This window comes from Tenacibaculum sp. 1B UA, assembly GCF_033978845.1.
GTDB lineage: Bacteria > Bacteroidota > Bacteroidia > Flavobacteriales > Flavobacteriaceae > Polaribacter.
On the sequence record NZ_JAKVUA010000011.1, the window covers coordinates 24,535 to 50,834 of the forward strand.

The window sequence follows — 26,300 nt, forward strand, 5'->3', positions numbered from 1 at the left end:
ATCCCATTTTATACTTCTTGGTAATTTTCCAACAAAAATAAACCGTTTTCAATTAACGTAGTGTAACTCTTGTTACTTTTCATGTTTTCAATGTATTCACGTAACGTTTCTTTTATTGAAAAATTGTTTAGCTCTGCCAATTCCAACAATTCTAATGGCAATAACCAATCGTTTTTAAACTGCGTGTTTACTTCTTTAAAAATTTCCTGAATTTTTTCCTCAGAAACCGTGCCACCTTCTTTCATCTCTCTTACTTTATCATATAAATTATATAACTTTTTATCTGATTCAGAATATTGAATTTTGTGTGTTTTAGTTTCCGATACTTTTCCTACATCTCCAAAAGAAACCACATCTGCTGATCCAGCAAAAGCCGACACTACCTCAACACCAACTGCCATATCATACACTCCCCAATCTGGGTGAAATAATAATGTGTCACCATGAGTAACCGTACAGTTTTTAAAAGAAATTAGTAAAATCCTACCTCTTAAATCCCTTGTTCCTGTTATTACTTCTCCTACTACTTTTACCCCTCCTTCAAATTCCAACGTAACTTGTTCTCCTTCGTAAATTCCATAAGCTTTCAAATCACGTGGACTCATGTTTTCTATCGGAATATTAATTCCTTTTAACTTTCCTATTGGACTACCAAAACCTTCAGCATGATAATTTATACCGTGACCTATTAACTCTTTATCTCTATTTGCTAAGGCAGTAGGCCCTGTCGTTTGTACATATATAGCTTTGTTATTCTCTTCTGTTATTACATTTGTAAAAACACCCGATATCTGAATACCAGTACTCAACTCAATAGTTCCTAAATTTTTAGAGTCTATTAGTTTTTCTATCCCTTTTAATCCCCCTGTTCGTATTGCCATTTTATTAGCAAACTGTTCCAACACCAAACTTAAATGAGCAAAATCTGGCGTAACAAATAATTGAGGTTGAGGTTTTGTAATATCAAAGCTTACATTTGCAGCATCTAATGTATATGGAACTTTTTTTACTTCATCTTTCATACACCATTTACTCTCTCCTATAGAAGATAACAATCCAGCTCCATAAATTTTCGGATCATCAAGAGTTCCTATCAATCCATACTCAACCGTCCACCAATGTAAGTTTCTAATTTGAGCCATTTCTGAAAGTTCTCCCATATTATCTTGCAACCACTCCACTTTTTCTTGCGCTTCATCAATTTCTTTTTGAGTAGAATTTGGATCTTCTTTTAGAATAGATAATAAACGAATGGCTTCATACATTTCGTAATCTTTAGCTGAAGAAATCGCTTTTGCTCCAATTTCTCCAAAACGACGTAAATACTCAGCATATTCTGGGTTTGCAATAATTGGTGCGTGTCCTGCTGCCTCATGAATAATATCTGGTGCAGGCGTATATTCAATATGATCTATAGTACGCATGTCAGACGCAATCACTAACACGTTGTATGCTTGGAATTCCATAAAAGCATTTGGCGGTATAAATCCATCTACAGACACTGCTGCCCAACCAATTTCTTTCAAAATACGGTTCATCCCTTGCATATAAGGAATTTTTTCTACTGAAATACCTGTTTTTTTCAGCCCTTCTAAATACGAATCATATGCTACTTTTCCTAAATAATCTACATTCATACGCATCACATAACGCCATACAGCTTGGTTTTGAGCCGTATATTCATCATATGGCTGTTGTACCACAAATTTATGTAAGTGCTTGGGTAACTTCTTAGTAACTTCATTTAACTCAAAGTGAGGCTCCATAATGTTGTTTGTTTTGCTGTGTAAATTTAAGTTTTTTATAGTTCACAAAAAATTGATATCCGTTAAATTATATATTTTGTATTTTTACTTTCGGGACTAATAAAACAACTTATTAATGAAAATTAAAGGAGGCTTAAAAACTCGTTTACTCATAGGTATAGCCATTGTTGCTTTTGCTTATTTACGTAAATGCAGCCAACAAGAAGTAAACCCTTATACAGGAAAAACACAAGCAGTTAGCTTATCTCCAGAACAAGAAATTGCTATCGGACTACAACAAGCTCCTATAATGACTCAGCAACACGGAGGCTTGTATCCTAATGAAAATGCTCAAGTATTGGTAGACAAAGTTGGCACAAAACTTGTAAACAACACGATAGCTAAAAAATCTGACTATCAGTTCGATTTTCATTTATTAAGAGATGAAAAAACTATTAATGCTTTTGCTTTACCAGGAGGGCAAATTTTTATTACTCATGCCCTGTTTTCTCAATTAAAAAACGAAGATCAATTAGCAGGAGTTTTAGGACACGAAATAGGCCATGTATTAGGAAAACACTCCAATGAACGAATTACAGATGCTAACTTTTGGAAATTACTAACCATGGGTGCTTCTGTAGGTGCTGATTTGGGACAATTAGCCAATAACATCGGACAACAAACTTTATTAAAAAATGGCCGTGGTGATGAACTAGAAAGTGATGAATTAGGTGTTAAATTAATGATTGATGCCGGTTATAACCCTGAAAGCTTAATTGGGGTCATGGAAATTTTAAAAGCAGCTGCAGGCCCTAATAGAGTTCCTGAATTTCAAAGCACACACCCTGACCCTGAAAACAGAATTAAAAAGATTAAAGAAGCTATTCGTAAATATAAAAAGTAATGTTGTTTTTGTAACGTTTGACTAATTAAAGACACTAATAGCTGTATCTTAAAATTAGTTTGCTATGAGCTTCGGAGGTGCGGTATCAGCAATGATTACCAGTTTAAAAAACAATAAAAGGAAAAGAGTTAGTGCTTTTGACAAGCTAGAGCGTTTTCAAAAAGAAAACAGTGATAAATTATATTTTAATAAATCCGCAAATAAAAAAGAGCTAGAGAAGATTCGTCTACAAATTCTAAAAGGAAATACAAACCGATTTATTAAAAACAGTATTGCTTTTCTCATAATCTTCTCTCTACTACTATATATTGCGTTTGTTTTCGTGAATTCCTAAAATATTCCCCAAAAATCTTTCTTACTTTTGCAGTGCAACACACAATAAATGAACAAGAAAGTAATTTTAATGATTTTGGATGGATGGGGAATTACTCAAGATCCAAAAGTATCGGCTATATACAACGCAAAAACTCCATTTATAAATTCGTTATACGATAAATTTCCGCATGCTCAGTTAAGAACTGATGGTACACATGTTGGTTTACCTGAAGGGCAAATGGGGAATTCGGAAGTTGGACACATGAATTTAGGTGCTGGTAGAATTGTATATCAAAACTTGGCAAAAATAAACAAGGCTGTAAAAGAAGGCACTTTAGCACAAGAAAAAGAACTTCTAAACGCTTTTGAATACGCAAAAACGAACAATAAAAACATCCACTTTTTAGGATTGGTATCTAACGGAGGAATTCATTCGCACATAGAACATTTAAAAGGCTTGCTAACAGCAGCAGACAACTATGATTTAAAGAAAGTGTATTTACATGCTTTTACTGACGGTCGTGATTGTGATCCTAAATCAGGAAAGTATTTCATCAACGATATTCAAGAACACATGCAAAAAACTACGGGTAAATTGGCAACAATTACTGGTCGTTACTATGCAATGGATCGTGATAACCGTTGGGAACGTGTGCAACTTGCTTACGAAGCTTTAGTGAATGGAAAAGGAACTTTTTCTTCAGATGCTTTAGCGAGTATTCAACAAAGCTATGATTCAAATGTTACTGATGAGTTTATCAAACCAATAGTAATGGTTGATGAAAATCAACAACCAAAAACCATAATTAAAGAAGATGACGTTGTTATTTTCTTCAATTTTAGAACCGATAGAGGTCGTCAGTTAACAGAAGCTTTAAGCCAAAAAGATTTTCCTGAATTAAACATAAAAAAACTACCGTTATATTTTGTTACCATGACAAGCTATGACGATACTTTTAAAAACATTCATGTTATTTACGACGGGAAAAATATTGAAAACACCTTAGGTGAAGTGTTAGAATCAGCTGGAAAAGCACAAATAAGAATTGCAGAAACAGAAAAGTATCCGCACGTAACTTTCTTTTTTTCTGGGGGAAGAGAAAAAGAGTTTACAGGAGAAAAACGTTTGCTTTGTCCATCTCCAAAAGTAGCTACTTATGATTTGAAACCTGAAATGAGTGCCTATGAAATTCGAGGTGCAATTGTTCCTGAATTACAAAAAGGAAATGTAGATTTTGTCTGCTTAAACTTTGCAAATGGTGATATGGTAGGACATACAGGTGTTTTTGAAGCTGCTATTAAAGCTTGTGAAGCTGTTGATAATTGTGTAAAAGATGTAGTAACCACAGCACTAGATAACGACTACACCACTATTCTGATTGCTGACCACGGAAACTGTGAAACCATGATTAACCCAGACGGAACACCACATACAGCACACACCACTAATCCGGTTCCTATGATTTTAATTGACAACGAATTAAAATCAATAAAAAGTGGTATTTTAGGCGATGTCGCTCCAACAATTTTAAAATTAATGGGTATTGAACAACCTAAAGAAATGACACAACATTCGCTTATTTAAAAATAAAATCAAACAGATGAAAAAAATCATATACCTTTTTGTAGCCTTATTAATTGTTTCTTGCGCATCAACACCAAAAAACCTTGCCACTAAAAATAAGAATGGAAATTTAGTTGGTATTGCTACCAAAAAAGATTTTCAACAAGAACCTTACGGAAGTGAGTGGTTCAACGATTTTTATTCATATTACGAAACTGATAAAGGCACCGTAGAAAAGCTAAAACCATATTTAAAAGACATAAAAATAAAAGGTTTTATGGGAACTTGGTGTGGAGATAGTAAAAGAGAGATCCCTAATTTTTATAAAATTTTAGACGAAGCTGAATTCGAGTACAAAAACCTTGAATTGGTTACGGTTAATCGCCAAAAAAAAGCAGACGGATTAGAAAAAGGATTCAACATCACTCGTGTTCCAACCTTCATTTTTTATAAACACGGAAAAGAAATTGGTCGTTTTGTAGAACATGCTATTGAAGATAACTCTGTTGAAGAAGATTTTTTAAAAATACTATCTGGTCAAGAATACAAACATCCATATCAAAAATAACTGTAAATTTGCGCCTCAATATTTTTACCATGATTAAACCAAAAACTAGAGAAGAAATTGAATTAATGCGCGAAAGTGCTTTAGTAGTATCAAAAACCTTAGGTATGCTTGCCAAAGAAGTAAAACCTGGAGTTACTACATTGCAACTTGATAAACTTGCCGAAGATTTTATTCGTGAGCAAGGAGCTATTCCTGGTTTTTTAGGCTTGTACGATTTTCCAAATACACTTTGTATGAGCCCAAACTCACAAGTAGTTCACGGAATTCCCAATAACACTCCTTTGCAAGAAGGTGATATTATTTCCATTGACTGTGGTGCTGTAAAAAATGATTTTTACGGAGATCATGCTTATACGTTTGCTGTGGGTGAAATTGAACCTGAAACACAAAAATTACTAGACATCACTAAAGAAAGTTTATACATAGGTATTCGTGAACTTAAAACAGGAAATCGTGTAGGTGATGTAGGTTTTGCTATTCAAAACTTTACTGAAAAACATGGTTATGGTGTTGTTCGTGAGTTGGTAGGACACGGATTAGGGCGCAAGATGCACGAAGATCCAGAAATGCCTAACTACGGACGTAGAGGTCGTGGTAAAAAGTTTATAGAAGGTATGGTCGTTGCTATTGAGCCTATGACTAATATGGGAACTCACAAAATTCGTCAACACAGTGATGGTTGGACAATTACTACCTTAGATGGTAAACCATCTGCTCACTTTGAGCACGATGTAGCTATTGTTAATGGTAAACCTGAATTATTATCTACCTTTAAATACATATACGAAGCTTTAGGCATTGAAAGTACTGAGGAAGATGAGTTTAGACAGCAACCTTTAGTTATATAATTCGTGTCTTTATTCAAAACGATACTTAATACTATTCCTAGACCAATTTTAATTAAGGCCAGCTACCTAGCAAGGCCTATTATCGCTTGGTGGTTAAAGGGTGATAACTTTACAGACCCTATTGATGGAAAATCATTTAAGAAGTTTTTACCTTACGGGTATGGAACTCAACGTGGAAATGCCCTTTCTCCTTCAACACTGTCGTTAGAGAGACATCGTTTGATGTGGCTTTTTTTACAGCGAGAAAGCAACTTTTTTTCTTCTGATAAAAGATTAAAAGTATTACACATTGCTCCTGAACAGTGTTTTTTAGACCTTTTTAGAAAGCAACAAAACTTAGAATACACAACATCCGATTTAGAGTCACCTATTGCAGATGTAAAAGCAGATATTTGTGATCTTCCTTTTGAAGACAATTCTTTCGATGTTGTTTTTTGTAACCATGTCTTAGAACATATTTCTGATGACACCAAAGCGATGCAAGAATTGTATCGAGTAATGAAAGTTGGTGGATTTGGTATTTTTCAAATTCCGCAGGATTTATCGAGGGAAGTTACTTTTGAAGACGATTCTATTACCGAACCTAAAGAGCGTGCAAAAATATTTGGTCAGTACGACCATGTTCGTGTGTATGGTCGTGATTATTTCGACAAACTACGTTCTATCGGATTTACAGTTGATGAAATTGACTACACAAAAAAAATCGCTCCAGAAAAACTAGAACGATTTGCGTTAATGAAAGGTGAAATTTTGCCTGTATGTTATAAAAACTAGTTAGTATACTCCGCTAGCTCATCCGCATCACTATGATATAGTAATACTACTTTTAACTCTGGATGCTCTTGTAAGAATGCTTTGGTTTTTTCTAATCCCATAGCTAAAAAAGCAGTTGCATACGCATCTACATCAGCACAGTCTCCTTTTAATCGAACTGACACACTTAGTAGGTTACTCTCTTCTGCCAATCCTGTTTTTGCATTTATAGTATGTACAATCTTTTTCCCTTCGCTATTCACTTTAAATTTTCTATAGTTACCTGAAGTTGCCATAGATTCATTATCCAACTCTATTATTTTTTGAACCGATCTAGTTCCGTCAATATTTGGTTTTTCAATGGCAACTTTCCATAGTTCACCATTCTTTGTTCCCCTTGCTCTAATCTCTCCGCCTATTTCTACTAGATAATTATGAATGTTTTTCGATTCTAAAAACCACCCAACTACATCTACTCCATACCCTTTTGCAAAAGCATTTACATTAAATTCAATATTTTTACTTTCTCTATGAATTTTTCTATCTTTTAACACAACTTTATCAAACCCTACATTTTGCATTAAAACTGAAATTTCTTCTGATGTTAAGTTCTTCTTTTCTTTTCCTGAGCCAAATCCGTAAGCATCTATCAATCTACCAATAGTCGGATCAAAATAACCATCAGTTTCCTTATAAATTCTTTTAGCCTTCTCAAACACTTCTACAAACATATCATCAACTACTACAGTTGTATCTCCTTGATTAATTTTTGAGATATCAGAAGTAGGTATATATGTTGATAACGATTTATTGACCAAGTTAAACAAGCTATCAATAGATTCTTGATAATCAGCCTTATTCAAATAAGTTATGTGATAAGTAGTACCAAAAACGGCTCCTTGCAATTTAGTTATATGTTGTCTTTTTTCTTCCTTACAAGCTATTACCAACAATAATGAAACTACTAAAAGCGTTATCCTTTTAATCATCTTTAAAAATTTAGTCACAAAAATAATGTATTCACACTTCATAAAAGATTGTTAATTCTCTTTTTTGTGTCTTCATTTTTATAAATTTGCTTAACTATTAATAAATACATCTAAAAAAAAATCAGAATAAAATGAGAAAAGTATTTTTATTCCTTACCGCTTCAATTTTACTAGCATCTTGTGCTTCTACAAAAGAATTAGAAGCAATAAAAGCTAAACACGAACAAACAAAAGAAGAGTTACTAGCTGTAAAAGCTAACTTAACAAAATGTTTAGTTGAAAAAGAAAACTGTGAAGACAAAGCTTTTTCTTTAGAATCTAGAGTTACAGAACTAAAAAGAGATAAAGAAAACACTTTACAACAAGTTGAAAACTTAACAGTGTTAACTAAGGGTGCTAATGACAATATTAAAGAAACACTATCTCAATTAAGCAAAAAAGATAAGTACATCAACAAAATTAGAGAAGCTGCTTCTAAAAAAGATTCATTAAATTTAGTTGTTGCTTTCCATTTAAAGAGAGAACTACAAGATGGTATTGATGACGAAGACATTGAAGTAAATGTTGAAAAAACTGTAGTTTTTATTTCAATTTCTGATAAGTTATTATTTAAAAGCGGAAGCTATACTATTAACGACAAAGCTTCTAAAGTGTTAGAGAAAGTTGCAACTGTTGTTAACGGACAACCTCAAATGGACGTTATGGTTGAAGGACATACTGATAATACTCCTGTAAGTGCTGGCTCATCATTAAAAGATAACTGGGGATTAAGTGTATTACGTTCTACAGCTATTGTTCGTGAATTACAAGGAAAATACAATGTAGCTCCTCAAAGGTTGATTGCTGCTGGTAGAAGTAGTTATGTTCCTTTAGTGGAGAATAACAGTCCTGCTAACAAAGCTAAAAACAGACGTACAAAAATTATTATCTTACCAAGGTTAAATCAATTCTTTGATTTATTAGATCAAAAAGTAGAATAGTTTTTAAACATACAATTTCAAAAAAGCGTGCTTGAAGCACGCTTTTTTTTATGAAGTTCATTTTAGCTAAAGTAAGCAGCTTAAAAATTAAACTAACACGCTATTTGTCAATCAAATAATTAATCGTACATTTGCAGACCTTTTTAAAGGAGAAAAAATCATTATTAATAGACAAAAACTAATCGTGTAATTATGAACACATTAAGTTACAAAACAGTATCAGCTAATAAAGCTACCGTAAACAAAGAGTGGGTTTTAGTTGATGCGGACGGGCAAACATTGGGTCGTCTAGCTTCTAAAGTTGCAAAACTTATTAGAGGTAAGTACAAGACTAATTATACTCCTCACGTGGATTGTGGAGACAACGTTGTTATTATCAACGCTGAGAAAATCAACCTAACTGGTAAAAAGTGGACTGATAAATCTTATATCCGTCACACAGGATACCCAGGAGGTCAAAGATCATTAACTGCTACAGAAATGTTCGAAAAAGATCCTACAAGATTAATCGAAAAAGCAGTAAAAGGAATGTTACCTAAAAACAAATTAGGTAGTGCGTTATTCAGAAATTTATATGTTTACGCAGGTACAGAGCATGATCAAGAAGCTCAAAAACCTAAAACTATTAACCTTAACGATCTTAAATAATTATGGAAACTGTACACAAAATAGGTAGAAGAAAAACAGCTGTTGCTCGTGTTTATGTTTCTCAAGGAAGTGGAAACATCACTGTCAACAAAAGAGAGTTTAAAAACTATTTCACTACACCAACTTTACAATACAAAGTTCAACAACCTTTAATGTTAACTGAAAACTTAGAGGCTTACGACGTTAAAGTAAATGTATATGGTGGTGGTGTTACTGGTCAAGCTGAAGCTATTCGTTTAGCGATTACTAGAGCATTAGTAGCTATTAACGAAGAAAACAAAGCTGTATTAAAACCAGAAGGACTATTAACTCGTGATCCAAGAATGGTTGAACGTAAGAAATTCGGTCAGAAGAAAGCACGTAAGAAATTCCAGTTCTCTAAACGTTAATATTTTACACTGAACTTGTTTCAGTATTCAAATGTTTTGAGACTGTTATTTATAAATCAATTTTTAACAGTTTAGTATCTAAATATTTCAGACTTAATAACTACTGAAATATTGCGAAAACAGAACGTAAACACATTTATCAAAATGGCAAACATTCAAGAATTATTAGAAAGTGGCGTACACTTTGGTCACTTAACAAGAAAATGGAACCCTAACATGGCTCCATACATTTATACAGAGCGTAATGGTGTTCACATCATCGATTTGTACAAAACTTCAGCTAAAATTGACGAAGCTTCTGCTGCGTTACAAAAAATAGCTAACTCAGGACGTAAAATCTTATTCGTTGCAACTAAAAAGCAAGCTAAAGATATCGTTGCTGAAAAAGCTAAAGCTGTAAACATGCCTTACATTACTGAGCGTTGGCCAGGTGGTATGTTAACAAACTTCGTTACTATTCGTAAAGCCGTTAAAAAAATGACTGCTATTGATAGAATGAAGACTGATGGTTCTTTTGATGCATTATCTAAAAGAGAAAAATTACAAATCACTCGTCAACGTGAGAAATTAGAAAAGAATTTAGGTTCAATTTCTGATATGACTCGTTTACCAGGAGCTTTATTTGTAATTGATGTAAAGAAAGAGCACATTGCTATTGCTGAAGCACAAAAATTAAACATTCCAATCTTTGCAATGGTTGATACAAACTCTGATCCTAGACCGATTGATTTTGTAATTCCTGCAAATGATGATGCTTCTAAATCTATCGATAAAGTATTATCGTATGTAACAGACTCAATTGCTGAAGGCTTAACTGAAAGAAAAGCTGACAAAGAAAAAGCTAAAGCTGATAAAGAAAAAACAGCTGAAGCACCAGCAAAAGAAGAAGCAAAATAATTTTTAATTTAAAGGTTTCATTACATTGGAACCTTTAAATTTTTACAACTTTGTACAACAATATATTTACAACTAAAAAATAACGATAGAAATGTCAGTAAAAATTAGCGCTGCAGACGTAAAAAAATTAAGAGAAACTACCGGAGCTGGTATGATGGATTGTAAAAATGCATTAGTAGAAGCTGAAGGTAATTTTGATAAAGCTATTGAAATTTTACGTAAAAAAGGACAAAAAATCGCTGCTAAAAGAGCCGATAGAGAGTCTACTGAAGGTGTAGCTATTACAAAAATTAGCGATGATAACACTTACGGTGTTGCTATCGTATTAGCATGTGAAACAGATTTCGTATCAAAAAACGATTCTTTCAAAGAATTGGCGCAAGAATTTGTAAACATCGCTTTTAACTACAACACAAAAGAGGAGTTCTTGGCTGCTGATTTTGATGGAGTAACTGTTGCTGAAAAATTAATCGAGCAAACAGGAGTTATCGGTGAGAAAATCGATATTACTGCTTTTGAAAAAATCGAAGCACCGTATGTAGGAGCCTATACTCACGTTGGTAAAATTGCTGCTATAGTTGGTTTAACTGCTGTTGTAGATAATGCTGCTGAGTTAACTAAAGACTTAGCTATGCAAGCTGCTTCAATGGGAGCAACTTCTTTATCTTACAAAGATTTTGATCCTGCTTATGTAGCTTCTGAAACTGAAGCTAGAATTGCTGCAATTAAAAAAGACAACGAAGAGTTAGTACGTTTAGGTAAAACTTTAAAGAACGTTCCTCAGTTTGTTTCTCGTTTACAGTTAACTGATGAAGCTATCGCTAAAGCTGAAGAAGAAGCTAAAGAGCAATTAAAAGCTGAAGGTAAACCAGAACAAATCTGGGACAAAATCTTACCAGGTAAAATGGAAAGATTTATCTCTGACAATACAACTTTAGATCAAGAACAATGTTTATTAGATCAAAAGTTTATTAAAGACGAAAAGAAAACTGTTGCAGAATACGTTTCTACTTACGGTGACGTTGAAGTTAAAAACTTCGTAAGAGTTACTTTAGGATAATTCTCAACAACAATTTTATACGAAACCATCCATTTTTGGATGGTTTTTTTTTATGTGTTAAAATTAGAATAAAAAAAATATGTAGCTTTGCACAACTTTCAATAAAACAAATGCAATATAAAAGAATCCTTTTAAAATTAAGTGGTGAAGCACTGATGGGAGAGCGTCAATATGGAATTGACCCAAATAGACTTAAAGAGTATGCCCAAGAGATAAAACAAGTTATAAATAAAGGCGTAGAAGTAGCCATTGTTATTGGTGGTGGAAATATTTTTAGAGGAGTTGCTGGTGCTAGTCAAGGTATGGATCGTGTACAAGGTGACCACATGGGAATGTTAGCTACTTGTATTAACGGATTAGCATTACAAAGCGCTTTAGAAGATGAAGGAATTCATACGCGTTTACAAACTGCTATTGAAATTAAAGAAATTGCAGAGCCGTATATAAAACGTCGTGCAAACCGTCATTTAGAAAAAGGGCGTGTGGTAATTTTTGGTGGAGGAACAGGAAATCCGTATTTTACAACCGATACAGCAGCTGTATTAAGAGCTATTGAAGTTAATGCTGATGCTATTTTAAAAGGCACACGTGTTGATGGTATTTATACAGCAGATCCTGAAAAAGATAAAGATGCGGTTAAGTATGAAAACATTACCTTTAAAGACGTTATTGAAAAAGGTTTAAAAGTAATGGATATGACAGCTTTTACCTTAAGTGAAGAAAACAAATTACCAATTATTGTTTTTGACATGAACAAACAAGGAAACCTATTAAAACTAGTTTCTGGAGAAAATATTGGAACAATAGTTGATAACGAATAAATCGAAAATTATCCTCAGACTATTTGAGGTTTTTAAATACGAACAAAATGAACGAAGAGATTGATTTTATTTTAGATTCGACAAAAGAGGCAATGGATAAAGCTATTAGCCACTTAGAAAAAGAATTGGCAGGAATTAGAGCCGGTAGAGCCACTCCTGCTATGTTAAGTACTATTATGGTAGATTACTACGGTTCTCAAACACCATTATCACAAGTAGCAAACGTAAATACTCCTGATGCTAGAACTATTTCTGTTCAGCCTTGGGAAAAGAATATGTTACAAGAAATTGAAAAAGCTATCATGCTTGCTAACATCGGTTTCAATCCAATGAATAATGGAGAAAATATTATAATCAGCGTTCCTCCATTAACAGAAGAGCGTCGTAAAGGATTAGCAAAACAAGCTAAATCTGAAGCAGAACACGCTAAAGTCGGAATTCGTAATGCACGTAAAGATGCTAATAACGAAATTAAAAAAGTGGACATTTCTGATGATATGAAAAAAAATGCTGAGGCTGAAGTTCAAACATTAACTGACGATTATGTAAAAATAATCGACGAAAAGTATATCATAAAAGAAAAAGAGATTATGACTGTATAACTTCTTTATTATAGAATAGTTAAAAAAGAGCGTCATATGACGCTCTTTTTTTCGTTTAATTCATTCATTTAGCATAACTTTGCTGAAATTTTTTTTGGATGACTTTTTGGACTAAAATCGCAGGCTTCTTGTTGCGAAATCGTTACTTAGTTTTAATTACTATTGCTATAATTACAGGACTTTTAGTCACTCAGATGAAATATATGCGCTTCTCCTATACAGAAGCCAATTTACTTCCTACCGATCATGAGGTTAATGTTGAGTACAACAAATTTTTAGAAATCTTTGGAGAAGAAGGTAACCTTATTATTTTAGGCGTAAAAGACTCTACAATATTTACACCTGCTAAATTTAACGCATGGAATAAGCTTGTTAAAGATTTAGATAGTTTACCACAAGTAGATTTTACTGTTTCTGTTGCAGATGTTCAGCAATTAAAAGCTGATAGAAAACAAAGAAAATTTGTTGTTGAACCTCTTTTTGAAGAAGCTCCTTCAACCGATGAAGAGATAAAAAATATAAAGAAGCAACTTTTTGAAAAACTTCCATTTTATAATAATTTACTATACAACGATAAAGGCACTTTACAAACAGCTATTTATTTAAATAAAGATATTGTAAACACCCCCATCCGTAGAGATTTTGTTTTTGACATCCTTATTCCAACTATAGACTCTTTTGAAAAAGATCATAAAATAGATGTTCGTGTTTCTGGTATGCCCTACATTAGAACCTTAAATTCTCAGAATATAACCGATGAAATGGGAATTTTTGTAATTGGTGCTTTACTAATAACAGCTATTATCTTCTTCTTTTTCTTTCGTTCATTTAGAGCTACATTTATTACTTTACTAGTAGTAAGTATTGGAGTAACTTGGGCTTTTGGTTTTATGGGTTTATTCCGTTATGAAATTACAGTATTATCAGCTTTAATCCCGCCTTTAATTATTGTAATTGGAGTACCTAATGCAGTTTTTCTGATTAATAAATACCAACAAGAAGTAAAAAAACACGGAAACCAAGCAAAATCATTACAACGTGTAATTTCAAAAGTTGGAAATGCAACATTGATGACCAACATTACTACTGCTTCAGGTTTTGCTACTTTTATATTTGTTAAAAGTAGACTAATGCGAGAGTTTGGTGTTTTAGCTTCAGTAAACATTATTAGTATTTTTGTTTTAGCATTATTAATCATTCCGATTATATACAGTTTTATGCCTCTTCCAGAGAAAAAACATTTAAACCATTTAGAAAAAAAATGGATGGGTAATGTTGTTTCTTGGATGGAACGCATGGTAAAAAAACAACGAATAGCCATTTATATTACTACAGTTTCTGTGATTATTTTAAGTATGATTGGGCTATATATGATTCGTGTATCAGGTAGTTTGATTGAAGACATGCCTAAAGGGAAACAGTTTTATAAAGACATTAAGTTTTTTGAATATGAATTTGGAGGGATTATGCCCCTAGAAATTTTAATTGACACCAAGAGAGAAAAAGGTGTTATGAAACTTTCTACACTGAAAAAGATGGAAAAACTCAATGAAACCATTGAAACTTTCCCTGAATTGTCTAAACCTATCTCTGTCACCAACCTAGTAAAGTACTCTAAACAGGCCTACTATAATGGAAACCCTAAGTACTATCAACTACCAACAAGTCAGGAGAAAAGCTACATTTTTTCGTACACTAAAAACTCAGATAGTAATTCAGGAATGCTGAAAAACTTTGTGGACAGTACCGGACGTTACGCACGTATAACTACCTTTATGAAAGATATTGGTACTGATAAAATGGACATCATCCAAGAACGACTACAGGCTGTAATCAATAAACAATTTCCAGATGAAAAGTTTAATGTTTCACTAACAGGTAAAGCACTAGTTTTCTTGAAAGGAACCAATTACCTGATTAAAAACTTAGTTATTTCACTATCGTTAGCAATCATATTAATTTCAATATTTATGGCATGGATGTTCCGTTCGCCTCAAATGATATTAATCTCATTGATTCCCAATATGCTCCCACTACTAATTACTGGTGGATTAATGGGATTCTTTGGCATTCCTATAAAACCCTCCACAATTTTAGTTTTTAGTATTGCCTTCGGTATTTCGGTAGATGACACTATTCACTTCCTTGCTAAATATCGACAAGAACTACTGGCTAATAATTGGAAGATAAAGCCTGCTGTATATTCAGCTTTAAGAGAAACAGGAGTAAGTATGTTCTATACATCTATTGTACTATTCTTCGGGTTTTTAGTATTTACTGTTTCAAGTTTTGGAGGTACTATCGCCTTAGGAGGTTTAGTTTCAATAACATTATTGTTAGCTATGGTTTCAAACTTATTATTGTTACCTTCTCTCCTACTTTCATTTGAGAAGAAAATAGCAAACAAGAAAGTTTTAAAAGAAACTAAGTTTAAAATATTACCTCCAAAAGAAGATAAATAAGGTTAGCATCAAGGAGTCATATTTTACTCATAAATACTTGTTTTTTCTATTAAACTTAGCATCTAAAAGTTAACTCTTTATTCTTCGATTTCTATTATTGCTAATTAACAGCAAAAAAGTATCTTTGCTTGATTTTATTGAAGATATAAAGACATGAAAAGAAGTAGCGTTAAAGATTTATTACAATCTGACAATTTTTTACAAGAAGTACACGTAAAAGGGTGGGTAAGAACTTTTAGAAGCAATCGTTTTATTGCTTTAAATGATGGCTCTACTATTAATAATATTCAGTGTGTTGTAGATTTTGAAAATACCGACGAAACTTTATTAAAAAGAATAAATACTGGAGCTGCTGTTAGCATACAGGGTACTTTAGTTGAAAGTCAAGGTAAAGGACAAACAGTAGAAGTTAAAGTAACTAATTTAGAAATTTTAGGAGATTCAAATCCTGACGAGTATCCAATTCAGCCTAAAAAACATAGTTTAGAATTCTTACGCGAAAATGCTCATTTACGTGTAAGAACTAACACTTTTAGTGCTGTAATGCGTTTGCGTTCTGCATTATCATTTGCAGTACATCAATATTTCCAACAAAACGGATTTTACTATGTAAACACTCCAATTATTACGGGTTCTGATGCTGAAGGTGCTGGAGAAATGTTTAAAGTAACTCAATTTGAGGCAAACAAAGCTCCTGTAAACGAAGAAGGTAAAATTGATTATTCTCAAGATTTCTTTGGAAAAGAGACCAACTTAACGGTTTCTGGTCAATTAGAAGGTGAGACCTATGCTATGGCATTAGGTAAAATATATACTTTCGGCCCTACTTTTAGAGCTGAAAACTCTAATACTACACGTCACTTAGCAGAATTTTGGATGATTGAACCAGAGGTAGCCTTTAACGATTTAGATGCTAACATGGATTTATCTGAAGACTTTATCAAGTACGTGTTACAATATGTATTAGATAACTGTAAGGATGATTTAGCTTTCTTAGACAATCGTTTAGCGCAAGAGGAAAAAACTAAACCTCAAGCACAACGTAGTGAAATGGGCTTAATTGAAAAATTAAAGTTTGTTGTAGACAACAACTTTAAGCGTGTAAGCTATACAGAGGCCATTGATATTTTAAGAAACTCTAAACCTAACAAAAAGAAAAAATTTCAATTTCCTGTTAACGAATGGGGAGTTGATTTACAATCTGAGCACGAACGCTATTTAGTTGAAAAACACTTTAAGTGTCCTGTAATTTTATTTGATTATCCAGCAAATATTAAAGCGTTTTACATGCGTTTGAATGAAGATGGTAAAACAGTTCGTGCCATGGATGTTTTATTCCCTGGCATTGGAGAAATGGTAGGAGGTTCAGAAAGAGAAGAACGTTTAGATGTTTTAAAAGAAAAAATGGCGGAATTAGATATTCCTGAAGAAGAATTATGGTGGTATTTAGACACTCGTAAGTTCGGTACAGCCGTACACTCTGGTTTTGGTTTAGGTTTTGAGCGTTTAGTTTTATTTGCTACTGGAATGAGCAATATTCGTGATGTAATTCCATTTCCAAGAACGCCACAAAACGCTGATTTCTAAAAAAATCATAAAACTTATAAATAACAATCGTCATTCCTTTACGAATGACGATTTTTTTTGTCCTATTTCATATCTTTGTATATATGCTAAAACAAAGTTTACATCAGAAGTTACTTCAAAAATTATCTCCACAACAAATACAGTTGATGAAGTTAATTCAACTGCCTACGCAAGCTTTTGAAGAACGTTTGAAACAAGAAATTGAAGAAAACCCTGCATTAGACACGGGTAAAGATGAGCCTGATAATTTTGAAGACACTTTAGCCAATGATGTTGATTATGACGATTCGGGTAATGAAAAGATAGATGCAGACGATATAAATATTGATGAGTATTTAAGTGACGATGAATACCCAAGTTATAAAACACAAACTAACAACTATTCTTCAGACGATGAAGATAGACAAATTCCTTATGCAGCAGGTACTAGCTTCCATCAATCTTTAAAAAATCAATTAAATACTTTTAGAATTAACGAAGAAGAGCGTGCTATTGCTGAGTTTTTAGTGGGTAGTATTGATGATAGCGGGTATATTCGTAGAGATATTATAGATTTAGTGGATGACTTAGCTTTTACTCAAAATGTTTTTACTGCTGAGGAAAAAGTACAAGATGTTTTGGTAAATGTTGTTCAAAAGTTAGATCCTACAGGTGTTGGTGCTTTAAATTTAAAAGAGTGTTTAATTATTCAATTAAAAGCTAAATCTGAAAATGAAAGTAGAGTTTTAGCAATAAGAATTTTAGAAGAAGCTTTTGATCATTTTGTTAAAAAGCATTACAAGAAACTTCTAGAAAAATTCAGTATTTCTGAAGAGCAATTAAAAGAGGTTATAAACGAAATAAGCAAACTAAACCCAAAGCCTGGAAGTTCTTACGCTGGAAACAATAAAATAGCAGAGCAAATAGTTCCTGATTTTTCAATTAAAATTATTGATGGTAATTTAGACCTAACTTTAAATGCCCGTAATGCTCCAGAATTACATGTTTCTAGAGAGTATAACAATATGTTAAAAGGGTATCAAGATGCTAAAGAGAAGACTAAATCACAAAAAGATGCAGTACTTTTTATAAAACAAAAATTAGATGCCGCAAAGTGGTTTATAGACGCTATAAAGCAACGTCAACAGACACTTTTAATAACTATGAGTGCAATTATGCATCGTCAGACAGCATATTTTTTAACAGGCGATGAGCGTAAGTTAAAACCTATGATTCTAAAGGATATTGCCGATGAAATTGGTATGGATGTATCAACTGTTTCTCGTGTTGCTAGTAGCAAATATGTTTCTACACCTTATGGTACAAAGTTAATTAAAGAGTTCTTTTCTGAATCGATGAAAAATGACCAAGGAGAAGATGTTTCTACTAAAGAAATTAAGAAAATTCTAGAAACTGTAATTAAAGAGGAAGACAAGCGAAAACCTCTTACTGATGAAAAATTATCAAAGATTTTGAAAGAGAAAGGATATCCTATTGCAAGAAGAACAGTTGCCAAATACCGTGAACAATTAGACATTCCTGTCGCTAGATTGCGCAAAGAAATTTAATGCGTTTGCATAAATTCATATCAACTATTCTGCACCCTATTGTAATGCCTACTATAGGTATAATTTTATATTTTATACTTTCACCAATAAGCTTAAACAAGCAACAAAAATATACAATATTATCAATAGTTTTTGTTGCTACTTATCTTATACCAATGCTTTTGTTAGTTTTTTTAAAGTCTATTGGTTATATAAAATCTTTTCGCGTACACAGTATTAACGAACGAAAGTTTCCTATTTTCTTTATGATGACTTTGTTTTTAATTCTAGGAAAAATGTTCGCTAGTATGAGTGTTGTAAAAGATATTAGCTATCTATTTTACGGGACTGTATTTGGTTTAGGCTTTATTTACTTACTTTTTCCTTTTAAGATTAAAGGAAGCCTTCATTTGTTATCTATGGGGGTTGCTATTGGATATTTCTTATTATTTCAACAGATACAGGCTGTTTATGTACTTCCTATAATTGTAACTTTTATTTTCTTGTCTGGAATTCTTGCAAGCTCTAGGTTGCGCTTAAAAGCTCACAATGTAAGAGAAGTGTACTTAGGTTTTTTTATTGGCTTATTTAGCCCTTTTATAGCTTATTACATATTATAAAAGATAAAAACTTAAACCAAGTTTAACTATTTTACTATCTATTGATTTTCCATTAAGACTTACATCTTTAAACATTGGAGACAGTCCATAATACACGTGAAAGTTAAATGTACCGTAACCTGCAGATAACGTTACACCTGTTTGCCATTTATTATACTTTTCTGCATTTGAAAAACTAACTTGTCCTGATGGTAAATCGTATCGAAAGTTATTACTTATGTTATAAGAAACTTTAAACCCTGCATAAAAACGCCAAAACGAGTAGGTATTTGCATCAGAAGATCGCCATCTAAACTGAATTGGAAGCTCTAAATTATGAAGTTTTATTTTATTAGATGTAATATCAGCCTCTGTTTCATACTCTTCAACACTACCTTCTAACACTTTTAATCCGTGACTAAATGAATCATAGTTATAACCTAAACCAAGAGCGATAGCTGTTTTTCCTTTTCTGTTAAAGGGTATATCTTTCATATATCCGGCTGCTAACCCGTATGAAAAACCTGTTCTACCTATTTCATCAGGTTGATCTTGTAATAAATTATAAGTAATATCAATATATAATTGATCTTCCCAATATTTATCACCTAACTGTAGAGAGTCTTTCTGACTAAAAAGTTGTAAAGACAGAAAAAACATTAAAAAACTTACGATGTACTTCATAGATAATTATCTAACGATAAATATACCTTTTTTTGTATAAAAAAAGAGCAATCATTAGATTGCTCTTTTTGTTTTATTTAAAAGTAATTACTTCTTAATAACATCTCCTTTGTGAGTAGATAAACTTAATTTAAGAGCGTTAACATCTCTTAACTTCTCACGAATATCGGCTAATGTACCTACACTCGATTCTCTATCTGCCTTTATTGAAGTTGTCATAAAAGGTACTTCTGCTTCAGAAACATTATCTCTTTCAAGATAGATAAACGACGGCACCTCATCTGGAGTAGCTATTTTGTCGTTTAACTGAATTCTGTTATATCCTGTACCATATTTTGGATCCTTTGCTTTACCAACATAAATTGTACTCACCAAACTTTTACGTTCAAGTTTTTTTACTTCACTTGCACTAGGTAAACGAGGTGATTCAACCTGTAAATCTGTTTCTCTCATGGTAGTAGTTACCATAAAAAAGAATAATAACATAAAAACAATATCTGGTAAAGATGCCGTAGATACAGCTGGCAATCCTTTTTTCTTCTTTTTAAATTTAGACATACTCTATTGTTTTACTATTATTGAACGTTTGTTGGGTCTGTATCAGAAATAATTTGAGGATAACTTGACTTGATATCTTCTACTTTTCTTCTTAATGACTCATCTTTTCTTGCGCTGTCTTTAAAAGCTTGTTCTAATTCAGTAAAGCTCATACCATATTTCTCTTGGCACAATCTATTACGTAATTCTGTATAAGCTCTTAACAACTCATTTTGTACAGCAACATAAGTACCATACTCAGTACCTCTATCACTTTCAACAGAGATTACTGCTTTATTTGGATGATCTGATGATTCAGGGTCTTTTTCACCTTTACAGTAATTACAAGTAGCTCCTGCTTCTTTTCCTGGCATTGGGTTACCAATACCTCCACCATTATCAATAAATTTTATAGCTGCATCTTTTAAGTCTTTCAACTCCATTACTTGATCCTCAACTAAAAGTTGATTATTACGGTTGATACTAACTTGAAAAATATTTTTTTCTTTAATAATTGGTGGTTTTACATCAGTTTTTTCAGCTAACTTTTTAGGGATACCTGAATCTACATCCATCGTTGTTGTTACAAGGAAAAAGATAAGTAGCAAGAAGGCAATATCTGCCATCGAACCTGCATTAATTTCTGGGTTTTCTCTTCTTGCCATATTAACTTATGATTTAACGATTCCTTTTAATAAATCCCAAACAAAGAATGCACTAGCTATTACTCCTAAGAAAACGCTGTAAGTAATTCCTGTTCCTACCCATTTAGATGTACTCCCTTGCGCTGCTAATTCTGCTCCATCTGCTCCAATTACTTGTGCATCTGAAGATAAGAAATAAGACACTGCAAAAAGAACTGCTAATGCTAAAACACCTAATAATACTTTTTTTAATGCTGCAGGGTTTTTAAGCATCCCCCACATAGAGGCTACAACTGCTGTTACTACTACCCCAATTAACAACCAGAAAGAATAGGTTACTAAAGGAGAAACAGCACTTGACACTGCCTCTAAATCTTCTTTATCTATTCTTGCTACATTTAAAAATAATGCAGCACCGATAAGTGAAATTGCAGCTACTAGTAATGTTAATATTTTACTATTCATATTGATTGATTATTTTTTATACTTAGCTAATAAGTCGATTAAAGAGATAGATGCATCTTCCATGTTGTTAACGATACTATCAATCTTCGAAATAATGTAGTTATAGAAAATTTGTAAAATAATTGCTACAATAAGACCAAATACTGTTGTTAATAACGCAATTTTAATACCCCCTGCAACTACCGCTGGAGAAATATCATTTGCTACAGCAATTCTATCAAATGCATCAATCATACCAATTACAGTTCCCATGAACCCTAACATTGGTGCTAACGCGATAAATAAAGATAACCAAGAAACGTTTTTCTCTAATAATCCCATTTGTACTCCACCGTATCCTACAACAGCTTTTTCAGCAGCATCTAATCCTTCATCAGCTCTCTCTAAACCTTGGAAAAAGATAGAGGCAACAGGACCTTTTGTATTTCTACAAACTTCTTTAGCAGCTTCTACACCACCTGAACTTAATGCTTCGTCAACGCTAGCTACTAATTTTTTAGTATTTGTTGTAGCCATGTTTAAATAAATAATTCTTTCAATTGCAATAGCTAAACCTAAAATTAAGGCTACCAATACAATTCCCATAAACTTAGGGTCTCCTTCAATAAAACGTTGCTTTAACTCTTGGTGAAAAGTTTTCTCAGCTTCTTGAGCATAAGTTGATTGAATAGCTCCTAAAAACATAAATCCTGTAATCGTTAGGATATTTACTACTTTTTTCATTTTGTTATAATTAATTTTAAATAGTTAACGGGTTAAAAATACAAATTTTACTATGAATAACTTAATTTTTTACAAATAAGTAATTCTTTACTTGTACTTATTACGCTTTTAATTTTACAGAGTGGCAAGTAACAAAAAAATGTTGGTACATTAAAAAAAATCTATATGATTTCTATTAAACATCCCTTTTTTAACTCTTTTCTATACTATTTCAAGCAGTTACAAGCACAAAATTAACGATTTATTTACAAACTAAACCATTTCTCCTCTAAGTGGTGTTTGAAAATAATGTGTAAATTCTTCTTTTGAAAGCTTTTCTCCCAATAAATACATCATTTTTGCAATGGCTGTTTCTGTTGTAATATCCTTACCATCAACAATACCAATGCGTTTTAATTCTGAACTTGTTTCGTAATGTCCTAAAATTACGCTTCCTCCTTTACATTGAGTTACATTAACAATATAAATTCCTTTATTTACTGATTCTTCTAACAAATCAACAAACCATTTTTCGGTTGGCGCATTACCTGATCCGTAAGTTTCTAAAATAATTCCTTTTAAATTTGGAATATTCATAAAACTTCTAACTACTGATTCTGTAATACCTGGAAATAACTTTAAAATAGCTACGTGATTATCTAAATTCTTTCTTACTACTAAATCATTTTGATTTTCTTTCGGCTTAAGTAATAATGGATAATTAAAGTTTAGATGTACTCCGCTTTCAGCTAATGGTGGGTAATTCATAGAAGCAAACGCTTCAAATTGTTCGGCATTTATTTTTGTAGTTCTATTCGCTCTGTATAACTTATATTCAAAATACAACCCTACTTCTTGAATTACTGGCTTTCCATTTTCATAAGCTGATGCAACTTGTATGGATGTAATTAAGTTTTCTTTAGCATCTGTACGTAAATCTCCAATAGGTAATTGTGAGCCTGTAAAAATCACAGGCTTTTGTAAGTTTTCAAACATAAAACTTATTGCTGATGATGTATACGACATCGTATCTGACCCTGTTAACACAACAAACCCATCAAACTTGTCATAATTTTCTGCGATTATTTCAGCAATTTGAATATAGTAAGCTACACTCATGTTTGATGAATCAATTGGTTCAACAAACGAAATAGTTTCTATTTCGCAATTTAGCTGCTGTAACTCTGGTATTTTACTTGATATTTGACTGAAATCAAAAGCTTTTAACGCTCCTGTGTTGTAGTCTTTAACCATACCAATAGTTCCTCCAGTGTAGACTGTTAAAATTTTAGGTTGATTTGTCATTTTGACATTTTTTTATACCGTTAATAATTTGGAATAATTTATGTTGTAAATTTAACCAACAAAAATGATACAAAAATTTAAAACTATATAGATTATGATAGGATTTTATATTCTAATTGGTATTATATCGCTATTCAGTTGGTTAGTGAGCAATACGTTAAAACGTAAGTTTAAAAAATACTCTCAGGTTCACTTACGTAATGGGATGAGTGGTGCTGAAATTGCTCAAAAAATGCTAGCTGATCACGGCATTTCCGATGTTCAGGTAATTTCTACACCAGGTATGTTAACCGACCACTACAATCCGCAAAACAAAACTGTAAACCTAAGTGAAGCTGTATATAACCAACGAAATGCTGCTGCTGCTGCGGTCGCTGCTCACGAGGTAGGACATGCTGTACAACACGCTAGAGCTTACCAATACTTACAAATGCGATCTAAACTAGTACCTATGGTAAGTATTACTTCTCGTTTTTCTCAATGGATGGTGATTGGAGGTATTGCTTTTGGTGCAGCTTCAGGTAGCACAGGTATTGGTTTTTATATTGCATTAGCTGGTTTAGCTTTTATGGCTTTAGGTACTATTTTTAGTTTTGTTACTTTACCTGTTGAGTATGATGCGAGTAATAGAGCATTGGCTTGGTTAGAAAAGAAAAACATGGTAACTCGTGAAGAGCTAGCAGGTTCTAAAGATGCTTTAAAATGGGCTGCAAGAACCTATTTAGTTGCTGCTCTCGGTTCTTTAGCAATGTTATTATATTGGGGCTTGCAAATTTTAGGAAATAGAGATTAAAACTCAATGCAACAATTTGACAATTAAAATCCCCGTTTTGATTTCATCAAAATGGGGATTTTTCTATGTTCTTGTTTCTCTATTCAAGTTTCTAAAAAAAACTAGTCATTCAACTTCAAAACTGCCATAAACGCTTGCTGTGGAATTTCTACATTACCAACTTGACGCATACGTTTTTTTCCTTTCTTCTGCTTTTCTAACAACTTACGTTTACGAGAAATATCTCCTCCATAACATTTTGCAGTTACATCTTTACGTAAAGCTTTAACTGTTTCACGAGCGATGATTTTTGCTCCAATCGCTGCCTGAATAGGAATATCGAACTGTTGACGTGGAATTAATTCTTTTAACTTCTCACAAATACGCTTTCCTATTGAATAGGCATTATCAGCATGTAATAACGCAGAAAGCGCATCAACCGGCTGCCCATTTAACAACATATCTACACGAACTAACTTCGATTTTTGCATTCCTATCGGATGATAGTCAAATGACGCATATCCTTTTGAAACTGTTTTTAACCTGTCATAAAAATCGAAAACAATTTCTGCCAATGGCATATCAAAGATCAACTCAACTCGCTCTGGAGTTAAATAGGTTTGATTTACAATTTGTCCTCGTTTCTCAATACAAAGCGACATTACTTGACCAACAAAGTCAGATTTTGTAATAATTGAAGCCTTAATAAAGGGTTCTTCTACTCTATCTAGTTTAGATGGGTCCGGTAAATCTGTTGGGTTATTAACGATGATAATTTCATCTCGGTTTTTATGCGTAAATGCGTGATAACTTACGTTAGGAACGGTAGTAATTACTGTCATATTAAACTCACGCTCTAAACGTTCTTGAATAATTTCCATGTGTAGCATTCCTAAGAATCCACATCGGAATCCAAAACCAAGTGCAGCTGAACTTTCTGGTTGAAACACTAACGAAGCATCGTTTAACTGAAGCTTTTCCATAGAAGCACGTAATTCTTCATAGTCCTCTGTATCTACAGGATAAATTCCTGCAAACACCATTGGTTTTACATCTTCAAACCCTTCTATTCTTTCACCTGTTGGATTTGCAAAATCTGTAATGGTATCACCTACTTTTACTTCTTTTGCTGCTTTAATTCCTGTGATTAAATAACCAACATCACCTGTTTTTATTTCTTGCTTTACAACCTGACTTAACTTTAGCGTTCCTACTTCATCGGCACCATATTGTTTTCCGGTTGCCATGAATTTTATTTGTTGGTTCTTTTTAATAGATCCATCAATCACTCTAAAATAGGTTTCAATCCCTCGATACGAATTATACACCGAGTCAAAAATTAAAGCTTTCAATGGAGCGTCTGGGTTACCTTTTGGAGCTGATATTTTCTTTATAATAGCTTCTAAAATATTATCAACACCAAAACCTGTTTTTCCACTAGCATGTATCACATCTTCTGGTTCGCATCCTAATAAATCAACAATATCATCAGTTACTTCTTCTGGGTTAGCTGAAGGTAAATCTACTTTATTTAATACTGGAATAATTTCCAAGTCATTTTCTAAGGCTAAATATAAGTTCGAAATCGTTTGTGCTTGAATACTTTGTGCTGCATCAACAATTAACAAAGCTCCTTCACAAGCTGCGATTGAACGAGAAACTTCGTATGAAAAATCTACGTGACCTGGAGTATCTATTAAGTTTAAAACATACTGCTCTCCCTCATAAACATAATCCATTTGGATTGCATGCGATTTAATGGTAATTCCACGTTCTCGCTCTAAATCCATGCTATCTAACAGTTGGTTTTGCTTTTCACGTTCTGTAACCGAACCTGTATAATCTAACAACCTATCGGCAAGGGTACTTTTACCGTGATCAATATGTGCAATAATGCAAAAGTTTCTGATATTTTTCATTCATCTAAAGTTTCT

General features: G+C 32.8%; 27 protein-coding genes. 18 read left to right on the plus strand and 9 right to left on the minus strand.

The features are described from left to right. Positions 1-8: 8 nt before the first annotated feature. A complete protein-coding gene (locus MK851_RS09680; RefSeq protein WP_320243499.1) occupies positions 9-1,766 on the minus strand; it encodes an aromatic amino acid hydroxylase in 1,758 nt (585 codons plus the stop codon). A 115-nt stretch (positions 1,767-1,881) separates the two neighbouring features. On the opposite strand from MK851_RS09680, the gene MK851_RS09685 reads away from it, so the two are divergent. The 6 genes from MK851_RS09685 (at position 1,882) to MK851_RS09710 (ending at position 6,718) form a co-directional block, all read left to right on the plus strand. Continuing rightward, positions 1,882-2,649, plus strand: a complete 768-nt coding sequence (locus tag MK851_RS09685; protein WP_320243501.1) for a M48 family metalloprotease — start codon at positions 1,882-1,884, stop codon at positions 2,647-2,649. Positions 2,650-2,713: 64 nt separating this feature from the next. Continuing rightward, on the plus strand, positions 2,714-2,983 hold the full coding sequence (locus tag MK851_RS09690) for a hypothetical protein (protein ID WP_320243503.1): 270 nt from the start codon (positions 2,714-2,716) through the stop codon (positions 2,981-2,983). Positions 2,984-3,031: 48 nt separating this feature from the next. Next, positions 3,032-4,549, plus strand: coding sequence for a 2,3-bisphosphoglycerate-independent phosphoglycerate mutase (gene gpmI / locus MK851_RS09695; protein WP_320243505.1), 1,518 nt, complete (start codon positions 3,032-3,034; stop codon positions 4,547-4,549). Positions 4,550-4,565: 16 nt separating this feature from the next. Next, a complete protein-coding gene (locus MK851_RS09700) occupies positions 4,566-5,096 on the plus strand; it encodes a thioredoxin family protein (RefSeq protein WP_303507894.1) in 531 nt (176 codons plus the stop codon). A 29-nt stretch (positions 5,097-5,125) separates the two neighbouring features. Next, the gene (gene map, locus MK851_RS09705; RefSeq protein ID WP_320243508.1) at positions 5,126-5,944 is read left to right on the plus strand and encodes a type I methionyl aminopeptidase; all 819 of its coding nucleotides are present in this window, start codon (positions 5,126-5,128) and stop codon (positions 5,942-5,944) included. A 3-nt stretch (positions 5,945-5,947) separates the two neighbouring features. Next, complete coding sequence (locus tag MK851_RS09710) at positions 5,948-6,718, plus strand: class I SAM-dependent methyltransferase (RefSeq protein ID WP_320243510.1); 771 nt, start codon at positions 5,948-5,950, stop codon at positions 6,716-6,718. On the opposite strand, the gene MK851_RS09715 is transcribed toward MK851_RS09710, so the two are convergent. Further along, entirely contained in the window at positions 6,715-7,686 is a 972-nt protein-coding gene (locus MK851_RS09715; protein WP_320243512.1) for an FAD:protein FMN transferase, read from the minus strand. The genes MK851_RS09710 and MK851_RS09715 overlap by 4 nt on opposite strands. Positions 7,687-7,817: 131 nt before the next feature. Here MK851_RS09715 and MK851_RS09720 point away from each other — a divergent pair, with 131 nt between their 5' ends. From MK851_RS09720 to MK851_RS09770, 11 genes are all read left to right on the plus strand, one after another. Next, positions 7,818-8,666, plus strand: a complete 849-nt coding sequence (locus MK851_RS09720) for a flagellar motor protein MotB (RefSeq protein WP_303507898.1) — start codon at positions 7,818-7,820, stop codon at positions 8,664-8,666. A gap of 192 nt (positions 8,667-8,858) precedes the next feature. After that, positions 8,859-9,314, plus strand: coding sequence for a 50S ribosomal protein L13 (gene rplM, locus MK851_RS09725; RefSeq protein ID WP_303507899.1), 456 nt, complete (start codon positions 8,859-8,861; stop codon positions 9,312-9,314). Positions 9,315-9,316: 2 nt separating this feature from the next. Next, positions 9,317-9,703: a 30S ribosomal protein S9 gene (gene rpsI, locus MK851_RS09730; protein ID WP_115899978.1), complete on the plus strand. Its 387-nt coding sequence runs from the start codon at positions 9,317-9,319 to the stop codon at positions 9,701-9,703. A gap of 144 nt (positions 9,704-9,847) precedes the next feature. Then, positions 9,848-10,600 carry a 30S ribosomal protein S2 gene (gene rpsB / locus MK851_RS09735; protein ID WP_115899977.1) on the plus strand — a complete coding sequence of 251 codons (753 nt, stop codon included), beginning with the start codon at positions 9,848-9,850 and terminating at the stop codon, positions 10,598-10,600. A 91-nt stretch (positions 10,601-10,691) separates the two neighbouring features. Beyond that, on the plus strand, positions 10,692-11,660 hold the full coding sequence (tsf, locus tag MK851_RS09740; RefSeq protein WP_320243515.1) for a translation elongation factor Ts: 969 nt from the start codon (positions 10,692-10,694) through the stop codon (positions 11,658-11,660). 110 nt (positions 11,661-11,770) lie between these two features. Then, entirely contained in the window at positions 11,771-12,481 is a 711-nt protein-coding gene (pyrH, locus tag MK851_RS09745) for a UMP kinase (RefSeq protein WP_115899975.1), read from the plus strand. Between the two features lie 47 nt (positions 12,482-12,528). Next, positions 12,529-13,083, plus strand: a complete 555-nt coding sequence (gene frr, locus MK851_RS09750; protein ID WP_320243518.1) for a ribosome recycling factor — start codon at positions 12,529-12,531, stop codon at positions 13,081-13,083. A gap of 98 nt (positions 13,084-13,181) precedes the next feature. After that, positions 13,182-15,545: an efflux RND transporter permease subunit gene (locus tag MK851_RS09755; protein ID WP_320243520.1), complete on the plus strand. Its 2,364-nt coding sequence runs from the start codon at positions 13,182-13,184 to the stop codon at positions 15,543-15,545. Between the two features lie 153 nt (positions 15,546-15,698). Next, the gene (asnS, locus tag MK851_RS09760; RefSeq protein WP_303507904.1) at positions 15,699-17,132 is read left to right on the plus strand and encodes an asparagine--tRNA ligase; all 1,434 of its coding nucleotides are present in this window, start codon (positions 15,699-15,701) and stop codon (positions 17,130-17,132) included. Positions 17,133-17,215: 83 nt separating this feature from the next. Next, positions 17,216-18,679 (plus strand): RNA polymerase factor sigma-54, encoded by a 1,464-nt coding sequence (rpoN, locus tag MK851_RS09765; protein ID WP_320243522.1) that lies wholly within the window; start codon positions 17,216-17,218, stop codon positions 18,677-18,679. After that, positions 18,679-19,278 carry a hypothetical protein gene (locus MK851_RS09770; RefSeq protein ID WP_303507906.1) on the plus strand — a complete coding sequence of 200 codons (600 nt, stop codon included), beginning with the start codon at positions 18,679-18,681 and terminating at the stop codon, positions 19,276-19,278. The genes rpoN and MK851_RS09770 overlap by 1 nt, the downstream gene beginning before the upstream one ends. Here MK851_RS09770 and MK851_RS09775 read toward each other — a convergent pair. The 6 genes from MK851_RS09775 to MK851_RS09800 form a co-directional block, all read right to left on the minus strand. Then, on the minus strand, positions 19,273-19,941 hold the full coding sequence (locus tag MK851_RS09775; protein WP_320243524.1) for a porin family protein: 669 nt from the start codon (positions 19,939-19,941) through the stop codon (positions 19,273-19,275). The genes MK851_RS09770 and MK851_RS09775 overlap by 6 nt on opposite strands. Before the next feature lie 87 nt (positions 19,942-20,028). Then, on the minus strand, positions 20,029-20,499 hold the full coding sequence (locus tag MK851_RS09780; RefSeq protein WP_115899968.1) for an ExbD/TolR family protein: 471 nt from the start codon (positions 20,497-20,499) through the stop codon (positions 20,029-20,031). A gap of 17 nt (positions 20,500-20,516) precedes the next feature. Beyond that, positions 20,517-21,143, minus strand: a complete 627-nt coding sequence (locus MK851_RS09785) for an ExbD/TolR family protein (protein WP_115899967.1) — start codon at positions 21,141-21,143, stop codon at positions 20,517-20,519. 6 nt (positions 21,144-21,149) lie between these two features. Further along, positions 21,150-21,587, minus strand: coding sequence for a hypothetical protein (locus MK851_RS09790; RefSeq protein ID WP_303507908.1), 438 nt, complete (start codon positions 21,585-21,587; stop codon positions 21,150-21,152). A 9-nt stretch (positions 21,588-21,596) separates the two neighbouring features. Continuing rightward, entirely contained in the window at positions 21,597-22,310 is a 714-nt protein-coding gene (locus tag MK851_RS09795) for a MotA/TolQ/ExbB proton channel family protein (RefSeq protein WP_115899965.1), read from the minus strand. A gap of 252 nt (positions 22,311-22,562) precedes the next feature. Next, positions 22,563-23,594 carry an asparaginase gene (locus MK851_RS09800; protein ID WP_320243528.1) on the minus strand — a complete coding sequence of 344 codons (1,032 nt, stop codon included), beginning with the start codon at positions 23,592-23,594 and terminating at the stop codon, positions 22,563-22,565. A 94-nt stretch (positions 23,595-23,688) separates the two neighbouring features. Here MK851_RS09800 and MK851_RS09805 point away from each other — a divergent pair, with 94 nt between their 5' ends. Continuing rightward, complete coding sequence (locus tag MK851_RS09805) at positions 23,689-24,387, plus strand: zinc metallopeptidase (RefSeq protein WP_320243531.1); 699 nt, start codon at positions 23,689-23,691, stop codon at positions 24,385-24,387. 101 nt (positions 24,388-24,488) lie between these two features. Here MK851_RS09805 and lepA read toward each other — a convergent pair whose 3' ends face one another. Beyond that, positions 24,489-26,285: a translation elongation factor 4 gene (gene lepA, locus MK851_RS09810; RefSeq protein ID WP_320243533.1), complete on the minus strand. Its 1,797-nt coding sequence runs from the start codon at positions 26,283-26,285 to the stop codon at positions 24,489-24,491. Positions 26,286-26,300: the final 15 nt, after the last annotated feature.